Source organism: Lacunimicrobium album, assembly GCF_052161635.1.
Classification (GTDB): Bacteria; Planctomycetota; Planctomycetia; order Planctomycetales; family Planctomycetaceae; genus SXPC01.
On sequence record NZ_CP197413.1, the window covers coordinates 4,570,292 to 4,587,696 of the forward strand.

The window sequence follows — 17,405 nt, forward strand, 5'->3', positions numbered from 1 at the left end:
GGGAGAAGGCAGACAATTCTGGAGCAATGCTCCAACTTCGATTACTCGAAGTCAGACTGAGAAGTGATCAACTGACCGTATCGGACACCGTTTGGAGTCAGCAGGCGAGCATACACCGACTGGTCCATGTTTGGCGAAAGTGTTGAAACGTGTCCATCGCACCAGGCCACGTTAACATTTCCCCCGGTGTGATTTGAAGATGGTCTTGGAGCACGTCCTTCTGTATACGTCGCGTCGGTGGCACCAATTCGGCCTTTCGCAAGACCGGTAGCTCCTTCATTGAAGGTAAAATTGGAACTCAATGCCAATGCGGTAGAGTCGGAAGGAGTGGTCGTTGTTCCAACTCCACTTGTACTGGCGTCAACAGCAGTAGGAGCACCGGTTTCGTCGTTAGCAAGATCGAAGCCAATCCCGAAGGCGATATCGCCCATCTGCCGAGAAGACCAGTTCTGTGCATCAAGGTTTTCAGACAACATCATCGTTTGAGTTTGTCCGTCGCCGTTGGAGATATAGTCCAAAGACATCCGGAAAGCACTGCTGCCAACTGGACGAGACGTTGGAGTCGCCCAGAAGACCCCTGTTGCAAACGAAATCGCAACATCGGTGCTGGATGTTTCTGCTTGGCCTGCAGCGCCATGCCAGTTGACTCGATTCGCACGCCAGTCTGGATCTGTTCCGACTGATTCAGGACTTCTGCTCCAGGTGGTTGCAGAACCATACCCGGCGTTTCCGACGTAGCTCAATCCGCCGCCGACTTTCCAGGCACTCGCATCGTCTGGACATGCATAGCCAGCCACATAGGTATTGCGCAGCCACTGTGCTGAGTTAACAGCCGTGGAGCCATCGTCAACGCGTTCGAGCAGTTCGCGAGACAAGGCTGCTTGGTCCATGAGCGGAAGAATCGCAGCGGGCCAGCCGAGTTGAATAGTCGACGGGACATTTGTTCTGTAGCTGGAATCGCCTTCCAGAGCGGGCAGTCTGTCGGCGTTCTGAGACGCAAAGTTCATCACAGCCAGTGAAACGTTCCGCAGGTTATTGACGCACTGAATCCGACGTGCCGAGGCACGAGCAGCCTGAACACCGGGGAGAATCAGTGAAGCGAGCAGCGCGATGATCGAGATAACGACCAGCAGCTCGATGAGGGTAAACCCTTTACGACGCAGCTGAGCTTGCCCGCGTCCGGCTTTCATAACGACTTGTGACATGGAAACTTCTCCCCTGAGTGAAATAAGAACTGATGTGTATTTTGCGACCGCTGGACAATGAATCCAACTGCGTGACTGGTAATTTCTGGCATTTCCACCAATTTTCGCTGTCTCCTCTGCTCTTATCGGAATGAGCGGAGACGACTTCGAAGCACCTTACCTGCAGCAGAATCACACAAATGCCAGAATGTGTGCAATTTCGCAACAGTTTCTTTTGCCCCAGTTCCCATAAACAGTATTACGTTTGAACGAAAAACTGAGCGGGAGAATTTTCCTCAAGTCCTGAAAAATTCAGGAGTTTGATCAATTGTAGGGTTCAAGTTTTCGACGGTGAAGAATCAACTTACGGAAGTCAATGCGTCCCGTCGTCGGGTCATACGCTTTCTCAAGCAAACTGCGATCCACAACAAAGAAGCCACGGCGTTTTTTGAATTTCTCCTGAGCTTCCGCAGACAGCGACGTATCGTCAGTCAACTTCTCGCCAATCGACCAACTCTCACCGCCCGCACCCGCCGGAGCAGCGCGGAAAAAATCTAATGCAATGAAAACATAGAACACGTTACTTACGGTTGTTGAGTTGTTATCAATCTTTGCCAGCAATCGGTTGCGCGTGTGGTAATCGACGTTGTCACCGAAAACTTGATCAGTTGAGCTGAAATCATCGTATGTTCTCGCTTCAAAGAGTGGTCGTCGAAGATGAGTATCCGCATTGGCATTATCGTCGACCGCTAGATTGGCATCAGAAAATGCATCGAAAGGCATTCTGCGTAATATCGTATGTTCAATGCTTTCGTCGGATGGGATATAACTTCCACCTGTCATCGGAGGGTTAGAATCCAGAAAACCAAGCGAGCGGAATGGCTTTGAGCCCACAGAACCTGGAAGCGAAATATTGACGCTCGAATTAAATCGCCAGAGTGGATCGTATCCGTCGCGTGCAATGCGGAATTGCTTACCCCAGTCTCGAGTATTTTCCAGTGAATCGATCAGGTTGAAATCGGTCATTGAGAGATGACTTTCGTCATCAATGAGGGCTGCGAGTCCCGAGAGATAACCAGCTTGAGGATGCGCGGTGGTGATCGTTGGATGTGTTCCAGGGCCTGTTAATGCCCTGGTTGTGTTGAGGTTGATGCGACCTGGGGTCCGTGAAATAGAGAGTAGATTCGTAATCGATTGATGGATTTTCGGTTCAACTTCAAAGAACTCGAACAGTCGATACCACCGGTTCTGAGGAACATTGAACGCCGCAATTCCATCCTCGTTAGGCAATCCTTTGGGATTGAAGAACCAGCGGGACGCGATATTCAGATCAGACAGCTTCCCAGCAATATCTGGAGCCGGATCGTGGATCGGCGTTACCATGGCGTGACTGGTGCCACCAATCCAGTTTGAAGTAATGGGCTCGGTAAGGGGAGTTGGTCCAAACAGCGGTACAGAGGCGGCTTCCATGACAGAAGTCATGTCACGATCGAAATGTGGCTGCCACGTAGTGAAGGCCTTATTTCCGACTAATCCTGGTGTATTGAAGTTGACGTCGCCAATTGTATTTGCCTGCTGGTCTGGTGCAGTTACTCCACTCGCGGCTGCAGCGGGATGGATGGTCTCACCAAGATTTCCCGGAGCAGATGGCACGGGGGCATGCGAAGCGTAGAGTGGTTCACGTCGTTCCATGCTGCGAAGGCTTTTGACCTTGTCCTGCATGGCATCAGCTGTTGTTGGGTCCGGATCCATATCCACCAGGCCTCTCGTGACGCTCATGCGATCCACTTCGACCCACTCATTCCAGGCATGGCTATCGTCGGCGATCCATCCGTCGTTTCCATCTCCGTAGTCACCGACATTGCCGCCGCCACCTCCAGCAGTCGTATCTGACCGACCTGCTGTCGGGGAATAGGCATGATTCAGATTTTGACGACGCTCCAGGACGAACGTAACAACGGCCTCATCGGCTATAGCATCAGATCGGGGGCCAAAAAAACCATCGCCTGGGTTAAAGAACTTACCGTTTGGTCCCGCAGTAGCGGACAAGTCGTCGTTTGCTGGGTTTGTGACAACAAACTGATTTCTATGATCAACGGAACCGGAAGTACCGTGTGCCAGGTCAAGGTGACAGACGGAAGCGGCACCCGTGTTTGCATCTGCAACGCCGGCGTCTGCAGCTCCATTCCATGTACGCACAGGCGAAACGAGCTTATACAGTGTTGTAGCAGCTGCATCATATATAGCGCGATATGCAGATGAAATCACTTTCGAGTCAGAAGTAGCCACCTTCGTACTGTCATGTGTACCAATGGTGTAGAGCCCGCCCGGAGCGACTTGCTCGTATCGACCTGTATCCGAGGTTAGATTACCCGCTGCGAAATACAGACGTCGTTCTTCCACTTCAGTGCCAGGTGTGTTGTTTTTTAATACCTTCAGTCGACGAATTCGCCAACTGCCGTTACGAAGATCAACGTACTTAGGGAGCGCATTGCAAAGTTCCATAAACAAATAGTGACGATCTTCCATGTCATCGTCATAAGAAAAATTATTGTTGCCTGGGGTATCTTTATTTAACTGAAAGATCCACTGGGCTTCACTAAACGTCAGGCTTTGCGCTTCAACGCCATAAACAACTCGACTCGTTTCATTGGGCGTATTGATCGTCAGCGGATCGAACTGCCAACCGTCCGACAAATCGGTGTCGTATTCAAATCTTGTAATACAGTCGTCCGGATCGATGAAGTCGACAAAGTTCACGGCAAATTGAGCCATCTTTTTGACTCGATCATCAATAGCATCGCCATCAAGATCAACCGCACCTGCATCCGTGCCGTAAGCATCCACTGTGGGATTCAAATCGTCGGGGCCGCACATCGTATAAAGAAGAACATAAATGTCTCGGGCCATGCGTTGCCGGTCATAGCGAGCCCACCATTCCTGAGCCAGACGACTTGAGGTTGTATTAAAACCGATGTCTGCATATTGGTAGGTTAGTAAGGCTGGATTCTGCTCTGCAGCATTCCCGTGCTCGAGCAAAACTAATTCGCTGTTTGCATCTCCAGCTTGGAACACAGGATGTGGCGTCAGAGGACGGAAACGGATTTGTTGCTTCTCTGTGTCGTAGTCCAAAACCTGGCCAGTAAGAAGTTTTCTTTGAGGAAGTGGATTCGTAAAGTCGGTTCTTCCTTGTTCTATCCCAAGCCAACGTCGAGTCGTCGCGCGGAAAGGATCTTCATTTCCGAAAGGAAGTGCAGCAGGATACGTCGCCGTTCCGCTCATGGTTCTTTGGGATAATGTCAAACCGAATGCTGGCGGGAATTTCCCTCGATAGTCCCTGTTCGTGTCAGTGGGTGACGTTTGCCTTGTTGAATAAGCAGGATTCGCAATGTCCAGGTTAAATTCCCAGCTGCGGTTCATCCAAAGTACAGCTGGCGTTATTGGATCGCCGTCGTGATCGTAATAGACCGGTGTCGGTGAGATGGGAAAGAAAGAGAATTCACGTCGGTCCCAGCCGACTGTTGTGAACTGCTTGCGAATGGCTGCTGCACCATCAAAATCATTGCTCGTATCTTCTTCATAGTCTTCAAAGTTGAATGACAGTAACTTACGCAAACGCGAGACAACGGCTAGCTCAGGTCGATTGTAGTCCCCATCTGCGAAATGGAGTCCTTCCATCTCAGCGACAGAAAAGACGGAGTCTCGCGACTGATCAAGGAAGTCAGGTTCAAGCGTGATCTCGTCATCTTCATTGAAGAGCAGCCTTGTTGACGTTCCCTGGATCAATCCCTCAATATTCTGGATATCGTCAAATCGGGGATCATCTTCAATGGCCGTGTCCATTATCGACCACGGCGTAATGGTGTAAGGCTCGATCAGCCCAATACCTTGCCAGGTACCTTGATAGTGTGGCCAGATGGAGGGATTTTTAATCGTCTTCGTTGCATCCGTGAAAAGCGGTTGAGCGCGTAGTGTCGTATCTTCAAAAAGTCTTCGTGTGGCTCCTGACGTACCGTATTGACCATATTCAAGATCCAACACATTCCCGATACCAAGGACATCCACAGGATGGACCGAAGGTGGCGAAGAAAGCCCGTTGAAAATCGATGACGCCAGCTGACCTTGGCCTGCACCGGTTAGTCGATCGTTGTCGTCATCAAGAGACGTATAGGCAGACGCATCTGGATTCGGAGAACGGGTGCCACCAGCTTGTGAAAAAATGTTGCTGAACAGATACTCTCGAGTCGTTGCATTCAAAGGCCCTGTCGGAAAGGGGACTTTTGTTTCAAGATTTCCTTGGCCATAAAGATCGTAGGCCAGATTAGTTCCCTCGCCGTATCGTCCCGGGTCTACATCCTTCGCGATAATCTGGTCATCCCGGGTAAATTTAGGGGCGCCTGCAATCATGCGGAACAGATCATAGTTGGCCAGTTGGAAGACAGTCGATGAAGCAGACATCGGCGTCCCGAACATCCCGTAGTACGGAGCGAAGACATCTGCTAATGGTGAGGCGGAAGGATTATGTCGATCCGGTGTGGCAAACAGGGCACGGGCAGGATTAATTTCAAATGTCGAATAAGCTTGGTTAGAGGCGGAGAAAAAGTGATCATTCGCAAGCGAGACGTTCCCAATAATTGTTCGGGGTAAGAGAGTTGGGGCATTCACATTGTTAACGATATCCTCTTTAATGTGATTGAGATTGCCAGTCGCGTTGAGATTAATTAGTCCTTCTGAATCCAAAACGGTAAAACCGAAAACTGGAATGAAGTCGATTCCATCAAACGTTTCGACGGGATAATCCAAGTCGACGTAAATTGCTTCTTTGACGCCATCGCCATCAGCGTCGATGTCATACTCATAATCATCGAATCGATCTGTGTTCAGATCTTTCCAGATCCCTTCTTGGGGAGCGATGAAGAACGAAGATCCAGTGAAACGAGGCCCAACTTTGACGACTTGATCGTTACTCGGATCGGCATCACCTTGGGTGTCCCAATAGCTGGCGGCTTGCCCTCTGTGAGGGTGGAGGACTTTTGACAAATAAGGGCCATACTCCCAGGGATTTGTCACAGTTGTCCCTTGTCGCCACTCCTGAAGATATTGTGGGCGGTGAAAAGAAGGGATCCACACAGGTTTATAAATCTCGCCACCATTTTGAACTGGCACCCAAGTCATGTGGGCGAGATAAGTATTGTTGATGTCCGGATACGTGTAATCAACATCTGGCGACATTAACGTATGTGCGTCTTGAAGAATGCGACCGGTCCAGGCATTTGCACCAGCGGAATAGTTCATCACAAGAGTGTCGTCGATTCCATCACCATCATAATCGAAGCCAAGATTATCGATCAGGCCATCGCCATCAATATCCACGGGGTGACCGTTGGCATCCATGTCATAAACCAGCCTGACTCCTCGTCCGTTATATGGATGCAGATCAGTCACCTGCTGGCTGTCTCCATTTCTTGATCCAGGGGGATCCAGTGCGCCATTGCCGTTGAGATCTTCCCACGGATCGATAACTGTATCGCTATTGAAATCGAACTCGCCGGCAGCGTCAAAAATATCCAGGTTGCCGATCATGTTGGGGACGAGGGCATGCTTGCCACCGTAAAGTGCGCTGTTGGTATATTCCTGCTTCGGGCCGAGAATCAACTGCTCCAGCGCGAAGTCAAAATAAGGATCCTCATCCTGTCGCGCCACTTGAAGCTGCGACGAGAACCAGGATGCAGAATCTCGGTCTGCCGAGACAAACGCGAAGAAGAAGAACCCCAGGAACGCGAGCGCCGTCAACAAAGAGATGACCATCAACATGACGGCTCCCCCATGACGCGGGACCGCCGCTGATTCGGCAGACTCTGGTGTCCGGGAGACGTCGCTCTTCACAAGAGGACTTGTCGACATTGCAGTGTAAAGATTTGATTTCATGTCTGATATCCACCAACAAAACAGCCCGCTTTGCGGAGGAGGTGAGTTGTCTAACGATGTGACTTGAGGGAGGCGATTACTTGAATGCATGAACGAGCGTCAGCTGACGTACCTGATCGCTACCAACATCGCGAAACTGAATCGTCAGTTTGACGGCTTTGAGCGGCTGAATGTTGAGAATTTTCTCCCACTCAATCGTACCGCCAGTGCCAGTTTCAAATTGCGTGGTCGGATTGCTGACCTGGTAGTTGACAGTGATCGGCGAGGCAGCGACGACATTGTTAGCCGGTGGCATGATCGAGGGATCGATCGTTGCAATGTATCCGCCAATTTGATTCCAGAAGGGTTCGTTGCCGTTTATTGTTCTCACATATCCGTTGCCGCCTGCAGCTTGAATGATTCTCTTGGCGCGAAATGCGATGATGTCGCGATGAGTATCAGCGAGATACTTATGGGTGAAAAGTTTAGGATTCGCAGGGTCTGAACCGTCTGTGTACTCAGTGTTATAAGAAGGCACGACGACATCGCCCGCTTTAATATAGAGATCCCGTTGCCAGCGGACAGCGTGAGTGCTTCGAATGGCAAGGTCCAAATTAGTTAACGTTGTCGGATCTTTGGTCCATCGGGTTGGGTCTTCCGCTCCGAAGGGAAGTCCTGTTGCCGATGGCAATCGGTATACCGGATATTTCAATGGTCGAATGGGCGCCTGTGAAGAAGCGTTATTGGAGGACACCGCATCAGAAGCTCCTGGGTGCGAGGGGATATTCTCACCGACGTTGCTTCCAATGGGCAGCATGTTGCTCCACGTGTCAAACGTAAAGTGACGCGAGCCTGCGTTGTTATTGATGACAGTGGAATGAGGATCGCCATAAAGTTTGTTGCCCAGCACAGGATCCATGTCACTGGATGGCAGAAGAGCATTACCGGTGTCATTGGAATCGAACTGAAAGTAGGCATAGTCGCCATCTGCGACGCCATCACCACCAGCTTGAATTGCCTCGTGAATATCTTCGGTCTCAATCAATTGCGTTCTGGCTGGGTTATAAATCCCGTGACCGAGATCCATGAACTGTCCCAGCGCATCGTCCCAGACTTTGACATCAAAGCTGAGAACATTGCTCATGAGAATGTCTTCACCAACGCGCGGTCCCGGATAAACACTGTTCAATCGCCCGCTGGCCTCATAGGCTGCAACCTGAGGACCATTGTACGTTCTGAGCATCGGATGCACGGACGCATTGCCGGGAGGGAGTACACCCTGGGGATACTTGAAGCTGACGTCCGAAGTCTCCTCGTGCGTATACCGCCCAAAGAATCGTGAACCGGTCCCTGACCCAATGAATTCCCTAGCGAAACCCTGGGTGACCGCTGTCCCATCCTGCAAAGTCCCGCCTGCCCCGAGATAATGCCCAAACCGATTGCGAGGATCGGAAAGGTCCGCCATCGTGTTGAACTTCACATGCCCGGAAGGATCGAAACGTCCTGAGAAATCGAAGTCGTTATAGAAGTTGTTAGCGGCTGGATAAAGATTCGCGAACAGGTCTTCTGTCGTCGGCGGAGATCCGGGCACAATACGTGTTGGCTGTTGATCGTTATTGAGATCGAAGCCTGGGGCGCGAACGGCCATCACGCGACGATACAGATTCCCATTTCGCATGTAGTAAACGATCTCTGCCTGACGTGAGACAGAGGTCTCATTATCAAGGATGTTGTCATCAAAGTCAGGGTGATCGTTTCCCGTGACCGATGTCGTCCACGAGTTGATCGCGGTGGCTTTCACATAGTAGGGTTCGTTATCAACGGAGACCTGTGTCGTAAACTGGAAAACATCGTCCGTATCGTTGTTGGGGTCATTCTCCGAAATGTAGACATACCCCTGCATGTTGGGATGAGGCCCGACCGTTCCATCGAAGGCAAGTTGGGCATCGTTTTCATTGAAGGGGAGAGGGAGCGCATTGTCCGCAATGAAATCCCCGATCATCGGCGTAATGCCTTCTTCACCAGGGATCGGCTTGTACGAGATGTTGCTCAAGTCGCCACGAACGATCACATCGATCGTACGCGCTTTCTGATCGTTGACGCCAATCCCGCGCTGCTTGCGGATGGTGGTCGTCGCGATCGAGAAGATCTGGCCGAAGATGCTGATAATCATCAGGAGAAGCCCGACGGAAATCAGCATTTCCAGCAGCGTAAAGCCCGATCGAGATCGCACTGGCAGCGAGAGTGTTTCGTGATTCTTCATCATTGCACGTCCAGTTTCTGTGTCGTATTGCCAAGGTCATAAACTTGCATGACGCCCCGTGGCAACGTGATCTTCAGGCTGTTGATATCTTCTCCATCTGCATTCGTATCGAGCCCTTCTTCATGACTTTGATCAAAGTCACTCAGTTCGACCTGATAGATGCGCTTGTCCTGGTCCGCTGCTTTAATTCCGTCATTAGCCGATTGCGTGACGAGTGCATTTGTCACGATCCCTTCTGAGAGAATCTGACGAATCTGGAACCAGTTCGCCCGGCGATAATCAAAGATCCAGTCGCCGGAACCAAGAGTCGTGGCAGGTGTAGTCGGATCCAAAATGATATAGGGGAACTTACGTTGGTCCTGTCGAATCCGCCCTGGCTTGATGGCCTGAGCGTCGAGATAGAGAAGTTTGTGCGGAGTCTCAGAAGCGGGCGAAAAATCTCGACGGAAGAAAATCGCCAGATCAATGTGTGTACGAACTTCTTCGGTACCAATCAGGGTCGTGCGAGTGGTCAGCATCCAGGTGTATCGTTGCTCGAATTCCTGGATACGAACCTGAGAAACAGCGTTGTAACGTCCATTGTTTGGCAACGGGCGATCGAGCGTAATTCGATTTGTGGCGTCGTCGATGGACGTGATACCGCGGAGTTGAGCAGTCTTTGCATCGCTATCCAAAACCAGGACACGCAGTTCCGAGGTCGCCAGACGACTGCCCAGATCATCAAACAGATTTTCCAGCTGGGGCGGGTGTTCGATGACTGACAAATTCGGCTGGGCAGTCGGAATGAATGTTGTTTCCTGATCTGTCACCCAACTGTCACGTAACGGGACACGGGAAAACGCCTGTTCCCTGTTCCAACTGCCGCCGATACGAACAGGAATACTTGGATTCGCGAAGCCGGGAGCGAAAGCAGGGCGAGGGTTGATCTTGTCTGCGGGAACTGAGGCAAACTTCGGGTAGGAGAAGTCGTCATTTGAATCCATGACCCCGACGGTTCCCGCAGTCGCACTGTCACCGTACTCATACATGCCCAGTGGGTCTACAATTCGAACGACTTCAATATCTCGCCACAGCGTCAACGGCACATTCGGACCATAAGGAAAAAGTGCTCTTGGAGTCACGCCGGCAACCTTAGGGACACTATAGTCATGCACAAACCTGTCATTGATCGGAATGAGTTCCGGGTGGACCTTCAGCATCTCAATCACCTGCTCGCGCAGGATCTGCGAGTTGGTTAATTGGGTCGCCTGGACGGCTCGCTTGAGGGCCAGAGGAAACAACGTTGCCACTGAGACGACGCCGATCGACATGATCATCAGCGCCATCAGGACTTCGATGAGCGTTGCACCCGTGCGCTGTTCAGGAGTGGAGAGAACCGGCTTCATTTGGACTCTCCTCCGTCGAGGGCAGATTGGAAGGGATTGTCGGCGATCTCGTCCGAACCACTCACTCCCGTTGCGTTGATAATCACATCAGTAAAGTCAGGCTCGTTTGTAATCACTGCTCCCGATTGCAAAAACAGAGTACAGATCCGATGCTCACCCTTGAAGAAATATTTGCCATCGGGCTGCTTACGCACGTCAAAGACCGAATTCAATGCGATCTTCTTCGTTGTGTCGACCGTCTGAATGTCGGTATCCCGACGATAAGCCAGGCCAAAGTGAATCAATCCATTGGTGGAGACTGAACCAATCGCACTCCCGCGCGGCGAGAACATCAGATCCAGCTGCGGCGAGTTATATGATCGCCAGTAGACAGTTCCGTCCTGAATGATTTCATTTTCGTTGGTTGCAACAGGGCCGGTGCCGCTGGCACTTGAAGTACCAAAATCGACGCACTTCAAGTAGTAGTTTCCACTCCGCAGCCACTGACCAACAGAGTATTTCACACTTGGTTCCCAAATCTGAGCAGACGTGATCTTGGACCACTCGCGTGGATAACGCGAACTATCCCAATCGATGACGACACCCTGTGGGAAGACTAGTGGCTCTTCATTCTGGAGAGGGATGGCGGCGGGAATGATTTCAAAGTCGAGGCTCTGAATGACTTTGCCACGAGTGTTTGTGTAATCAACGGTCGTTTTTGGGCTTCCTGGGCTGCGGAACCGAGGGAAAATAAAGAAACGACCGTCACCAGGATTGAAGACGTCATCTACAGCCATATCTATTGGTGTCGAGGATGGATAGCAGAACCTGACGGGATGCGAAATAATCGTATATTCGCCGTAGTCAGTGCTACCTCCGCGAATGCGAATCGTAACGCCTGGCGTAATCAAGCCTTGTTTTACTGCGTTGACCAAAACATTTAAATCGCCATGGGCAAATGTTGTGTCGTAATAACCATCTTTAGGAGCGACATCACCATTTGGTGCATCCGGTAGCTGATCAACAGTTCGGATCTGGATTTCACTAAATCCATACTCGTCAGGGGTATCTGTTGGAGTCAGGGACGGTCCGCCAACATCCAGCGTCCCAGTAATTGGCTCCAGCTGTTGCACATAAATCATCGACGGGCTGACCGTCGGATCACTGGGGTCGATGTTGAAGCGCAGGCCGATCGGTCGCTGTAGCTTGAACGCCCGGCTGCGCGCTCCTTCCACTGCTGACTGGATCTGACGAGCAGCACCAGTGATCTTCTCACGATCCTGGCCGACGTTGAACGCCGAAGCCGTGATCGCCAGAAGAATGATAAAGATACTGATCGTGACCAGGAGTTCGATGAGCGTAAAGCCACGTCGATTCCCAGGGACCATTTGTTGACGTTGTGTTTTTCTCATCACTTCACCTCAATGTTGAGATTGGTGATATTGTCGTTCATAACGCTATTGAGCGGATCAGCAAAAACTTCCGCACGAGGCTTCGCAAGATGCCCGCGTCGAGTCCGATAATCCGACAACTCAGTGTCTTCAAAAATCCCGTTTCCATCTGTGTCAACGAGTGGCTCCAAACCCGTATCCCCATCTGGTCCGGGAGAAATTACTAAGAGCATGTGATACGTCCCTTTCATGTCTTCAACGCCAGAGGTCGCATCACGGTGGTGCATCGTGTGATAGGCCATTTCGAGTTGGTCAAGAGTCATCACGCCGCCTCCACGAGTCTTGAATCGCATGTCCAGATCAAGTGGATTGTCAGGATCGCGATTCAAGAGATCGCTGGTCGGTATGTTCGTCATGATCAAGGTCAGGATGCCCTTGGCATTGGTGTCTGTTAAGCCACCATCAGGCCGAATTAATCGCGTTGGCCAGCGATAGAACTGAATTGGATTTCCCCAGGAATCAATGATCTCAGGCAGCCCGTCGTTATCGACATCCCCCAGTTCGCTGGCATTGAACTCTGCTCCCTGAACTTCATCACTGCCGATCGTGGCCCCTTTCGAGATCGTGGCATAGAGAATCTCACCAGGAAGGTTGTATTTCTCCGGATCAAGCTGCGGGGCTTCTCCTGGCAGTTGAGGAAACCAGCGTCGGAATTCTTCCTTATAGGCTCGAATGTTATCAGACGTCATATTCGCCAGGGCGGTCGAGGAGGACTGAGCAACTGAAGTCCGGGCGACTGCTTTTTGACGCTGCTTGAGAACGGCGTCGATCTTCTGAATCGTCGTCTGTGTGGCACGGACTTTGGCGACAGTACTCATGCGAAACAGAGCACCGCCGATGATTCCAGCCAGAATGGCCATAATACTAATCGCGACCATCAACTCGATGAGCGAGAAGCCGGCCGTCGATTGGCGTTGCGATGTAGATGAGTTGGAGATCATAGGATTCCGCCTGTCGAAAGACGTGAAGTGCAACGAGAAAACGAAACTATTTGAGTTGACCGCTGGCAAAGTTGGTCAGGTTATCAACGTCATTGGTTCGTCCGTTGATGAATGTGTCCCATTCCGTCCCGATGGCCGGATCAATGGTTGGTTTCACGAATCCTTCCCGGTAGTAGCCACCCTGTCCGTATTCAGCATCACGTCCTGGCGAGATGAGCTGGAAGGTCTTTTCTTTCCATGGCGTATTCGGATAACGGGAGGGAGAAAACACGAGTGAGGCATCGAATGTCCATGCTTGTCGGTAGACATCCTTCATACCAGCTTCGACGGCTTCCGATGGTTCGTATCCTGCACCTTCATAAGAGCTGAAGTACGCAATTGGTTTCGACTGGCCTGGGTACTTGTCCAGATAGGCAGGAAAACCGTCCGGCGTGGCCTCTCCTTCAATAAAACGTGCCGTATCGAATTCAAAGAAGTTCTTCTTACGATTCTGACTCGACCGATCGAACGGATCAGCAGGATTCGCTGAAAACCCCAATGGCTGATAAATTGGAGCACTCACTGTCCCGACGTTTTTGATCGGGCCAGCCAGAAAGAAGACAAGACATTCGGCTGCCGAAAGCTCGTATGAATCATCAACGGGATCGTCAGTTAAATCCCCGTTGCCGTTATCATCGAAGATACTTTTGCCAGCGGGTCGATCCGAGAAGTCATACTTCGGCCACATCGATCGAATCAACGATTTACTGCGAGGATCCCAGTCTGCGGCCTGTTCATACAGTATGATCTTGCTTGGCGGGTAGGTTCCAAACTCCGCACGAAAGCTTTCCAATGCGGACTCGAGCGCTGACAGTTCGCTCTTCACGCTGGCATTAATCGCCGAGCTCCGAGCAGCTGAAACGCCCGCCAACAACAGCGACGCGAGTACAGCAATAATACTGATCGTCACCAGCAGTTCCACGAGCGTAAAACCTACTCGGGAATGCGTAGACGGGATGTTCTGGATTCGGTTTGTCTGGAACATGATCATCAGCCTTCTGATAGAGGGGCTGGAAGTGAGTGTGGACTTGGAATCGGTGGCCCGATGTCGCCCTCCGCCGGGAACGACGGAGGGCGGGGGTTTTGAAATGACTTACGACAGGTCGTTGAGCAGCTTCACGAGGGGAAGGAACAACGCGATGACAATAAATCCGACGATCAAACCGAGCACGACGACCATGATCGGTTCGAGCATGCTGATCAGCGATTCGACGAGAACTTCAACTTCTTCGTCGTACACGTCAGCCACTTTGTAGAGCATCGTATCGAGGGCTCCCGTCTCTTCGCCGACGTCGACCATGTTGACGACCATGTCGTCGACGATCTTCGTCTCGCGCAGAGGAGTCGCCATCGATTCCCCTTCGCGGATGGCGGCATAGATGTGATCGAACGCATCTTTGAAGACCGCATTTCCGGCGGTGTCTCTCGAGATCGAAAGCGCCTCCAGGATCGGTACCCCTGAGGCGATCAATGTTCCTAATGTTCGACAGGTCCGCGATGTCGTTGACTTCTTGAGGATCTGTCCCATGATCGGAATCTTCAGCAACAGCCAGTCAAGTATCCAAGACCCGGTTTTGTTCTTCCGGATAATCTTGATACAGATCCACCCGACCAGCGGAATCAGCGGGAACAGATAGAAGTAACGGGCAACGAAGTCCGAACAGGCAATCAGCGCCATCGTCATCTGAGGCAGTTCGACGCCGAAGTCCGCAAAGATTTCTTTGAACTTCGGAATGATGAACACCATGATGAAGCCCACGATCAACGTCGCGACCGAAAGGACCGCAACCGGGTAAATCATGGCCCCTTGAACTTTTCGTTTCAGCGACTGAGCTTTTTCTTTGAACTCGGCCAGACGCTGGAGAATGACTTCAAGAGCTCCCCCCGCCTCACCGGCTTTCACCATGTTGACGTACAGGTTGTCGAAGGCTTTGGGCTGTTTGGCCATCGCTTCTGACAGCGTGTTTCCCGACTCGACGTCATCAATGACCCCGATGAGCGAGTTCTTCAAAGGCCCTGGTTTAGACTGACCTTCCAGAATGCGAAGACTCCGCAGAATCGGCAGACCGGCATCCTGCAGCGTCGACAGCTGACGCGTGAACGTACACAACTGCTTGGCTTTGACTTTCCCGAGGGCAAAAGTCTTCTTTTTCTGAGGAGTTTGAACTTTCGCGGGTGCGTTCTTGTCTTTCTTCTTCTTGGCGGCTTTCGTCTTTTCCTGAATCTTGGTGACGAAAAAGCCTTTCTCACGGATCTTCGACTGGGCTTCGGCTTCCGAAGTCGCATCGATCGTTTCCTTGACCTCGAGCCCGGTGTTATCCATGGCTTCGTACATGTATGTTGGCATGCCGCGTATCTCCGTCTTCAGGCCCAGGGCCAGGTTCCAGGATCAGGATGGAATCGATCCGAGATAATGGTCCGTAAAAATGAATCTATGATGTGTTTTCGCTGTGTCCTGTATGAAACCAGGCACAGCGTCGATCTTCTCTTCGTCAATATTCTCTTAATCGCCGTCTTCCATGACGGTCTCACGCACGACCTCATCGATCGTGCTGACGCCATCGAAGATCAGCTTCAAGCCCGATTCACGCAGGGTGGTCATCCCCTGGCTGCGGGCCATATTGCGGATTTCATCGACGGACGAGTTGTTCGAAACCAGGTCGCGGATGTCGTCGCTGACTTCGAGCAGCTCGTAAATCCCCGTTCGCCCTTTGTAACCGGAGTTGTTGCATCGCTCGCAGCCACGACCGTAGTAGAAGCTGTACTGACGGGCCTGCTCGACAGGCAGTTGGAGCTCGAGCAGCAGTTCGTCAGAGGGATTGAAGTCGGTTCGACATTCGGTGCAGATCTTTCGCACGAGTCGCTGAGCCTGAATGCCCATCACGGTCGCGGTGATCAAGAAGCTCGGCACACCCATATCCCGCATCCGTGTGATGGCAGAAGGGGCATCGTTCGTGTGCAGTGTTGAGAACACCAGGTGACCAGTCAGTGCGCTTTGAACAGCGATCTGGGCCGTTTCCAGGTCGCGAATCTCGCCGATCAGGATTTTGTCCGGATCATGACGCAGGATGGCACGCAGCACGTTCGCGAACGTGACATCAATGTCGGAATTGACGGGGACCTGGATCAGGCCGTCAATGTCGTATTCAATCGGGTCCTCGGTCGTGATGACCTTGGTCTCAATATCATTCAGCTCGTTGAGAGCAGAGTACAGAGTCGTCGTCTTGCCAGACCCCGTTGGCCCCGTCACGAGCACAATACCGTTAGGCAGTTTGAGCATCCGTCGGAACTTGGCCAGGATCGACGGGTCCATCCCGATCTTATTGAGATCCAGCTGGATGACGGTACGGTCGAGAACCCGCATGACGACAGACTCGCCATGCATTGTCGGCAGGACGGAGACCCGCAAGTCGACAGGGTTACCGCCGACGTTGAGCTCGATCCGACCGTCCTGAGGCAGACGACGCTCAGCGATATCAAGATCCGACATGACCTTGATCCGGCTGACGATCGCATTGGCCAGGTGTCGAGGCGGAGGAACCATTTCGTACAACACGCCGTCTGCTTTGACGCGGATTTTGAACTCATCTTCAAATGGTTCGAAGTGAATGTCGCTCGCCTGATCCTTGATCGCCAGCAGCAGAACCATGTTCAGCAGCTTGCGAATCGGAGCCGCGTCAGCCATCGCTTCCATGTCGCCGATGTCGTGCGCTTTTTTCTTGTCATCACTCCCGTAGGCATCTGCCATCGAGTTGATGACTTCTTCGATGCTGTCATCCGTGTTGGCGTAGATCTGCTCGATCTTCCTCTCGACGTCTTCCAGCGTCGAAACGGCACCACGCACATCGACACCCAGGAAGTTTCGCAGATCATCAAGAGCCGCGACGTTGTTCGGGTCCGCCATCGCGACCGTCATGACCCCGTCTTTCAGGGAGATCGGAACGATCTTGTAGATACTCGCCATGGTCTGCGGGACCATTTCGAGGACCTTGGGCGGAATGTTCGTATCGAGCAGCTTGACGACGGGCATCCCGTGCTGCTCAGCGAGTCCTTCGGTAACCTGGGCATCCGTCACAAGACCCATACGGATCGCGACCTGGCCGATGAGCTGACCGGGAGACTGCTTCTGTTCTTCCAGAACGTCCCACAGTTGGTCATCCGTCAGATAACCAAGCTCAACGAGAATCTTGCCAAGCCGCATTTTGGCCATCGTTTCAACCGTTCCTGGAAGGGCGGATGAATTCCGCCCGGGTCTA

The 17,405-nt window shown here is 51.8% G+C and carries 9 protein-coding genes; all 9 read right to left on the reverse strand.

Annotation, left to right across the window (positions count from 1 at the left end; genetic code table 11):
• Positions 1–41: 41 nt before the first annotated feature.
• The gene (locus SH248x_RS18400) at positions 42–1,205 is read right to left on the reverse strand and encodes a DUF1559 family PulG-like putative transporter (RefSeq protein ID WP_459555772.1); all 1,164 of its coding nucleotides are present in this window, start codon (positions 1,203–1,205) and stop codon (positions 42–44) included.
• A gap of 303 nt (positions 1,206–1,508) precedes the next feature.
• Complete coding sequence (locus tag SH248x_RS18405; RefSeq protein ID WP_459555773.1) at positions 1,509–6,998, reverse strand: hypothetical protein; 5,490 nt, start codon at positions 6,996–6,998, stop codon at positions 1,509–1,511.
• Between the two features lie 190 nt (positions 6,999–7,188).
• Positions 7,189–9,357, reverse strand: a complete 2,169-nt coding sequence (locus tag SH248x_RS18410; protein ID WP_459555775.1) for a PilW family protein — start codon at positions 9,355–9,357, stop codon at positions 7,189–7,191.
• On the reverse strand, positions 9,354–10,739 hold the full coding sequence (locus tag SH248x_RS18415; protein ID WP_459555776.1) for a type IV pilus modification PilV family protein: 1,386 nt from the start codon (positions 10,737–10,739) through the stop codon (positions 9,354–9,356). Before SH248x_RS18415 ends, SH248x_RS18410 begins: the two co-directional genes overlap by 4 nt.
• Positions 10,736–12,130, reverse strand: a complete 1,395-nt coding sequence (locus SH248x_RS18420) for a pilus assembly FimT family protein (RefSeq protein ID WP_459555777.1) — start codon at positions 12,128–12,130, stop codon at positions 10,736–10,738. Before SH248x_RS18420 ends, SH248x_RS18415 begins: the two co-directional genes overlap by 4 nt.
• Complete coding sequence (locus tag SH248x_RS18425) at positions 12,130–13,110, reverse strand: prepilin-type N-terminal cleavage/methylation domain-containing protein (RefSeq protein WP_459555778.1); 981 nt, start codon at positions 13,108–13,110, stop codon at positions 12,130–12,132. The genes SH248x_RS18420 and SH248x_RS18425 overlap by 1 nt, the downstream gene beginning before the upstream one ends.
• 46 nt (positions 13,111–13,156) lie before the next feature.
• Entirely contained in the window at positions 13,157–14,134 is a 978-nt protein-coding gene (locus SH248x_RS18430; protein ID WP_459555779.1) for a type II secretion system protein, read from the reverse strand.
• A gap of 108 nt (positions 14,135–14,242) precedes the next feature.
• On the reverse strand, positions 14,243–15,496 hold the full coding sequence (locus SH248x_RS18435) for a type II secretion system F family protein (RefSeq protein ID WP_459555781.1): 1,254 nt from the start codon (positions 15,494–15,496) through the stop codon (positions 14,243–14,245).
• A gap of 156 nt (positions 15,497–15,652) precedes the next feature.
• Complete coding sequence (locus SH248x_RS18440) at positions 15,653–17,359, reverse strand: GspE/PulE family protein (RefSeq protein WP_459555782.1); 1,707 nt, start codon at positions 17,357–17,359, stop codon at positions 15,653–15,655.
• Positions 17,360–17,405: the final 46 nt, after the last annotated feature.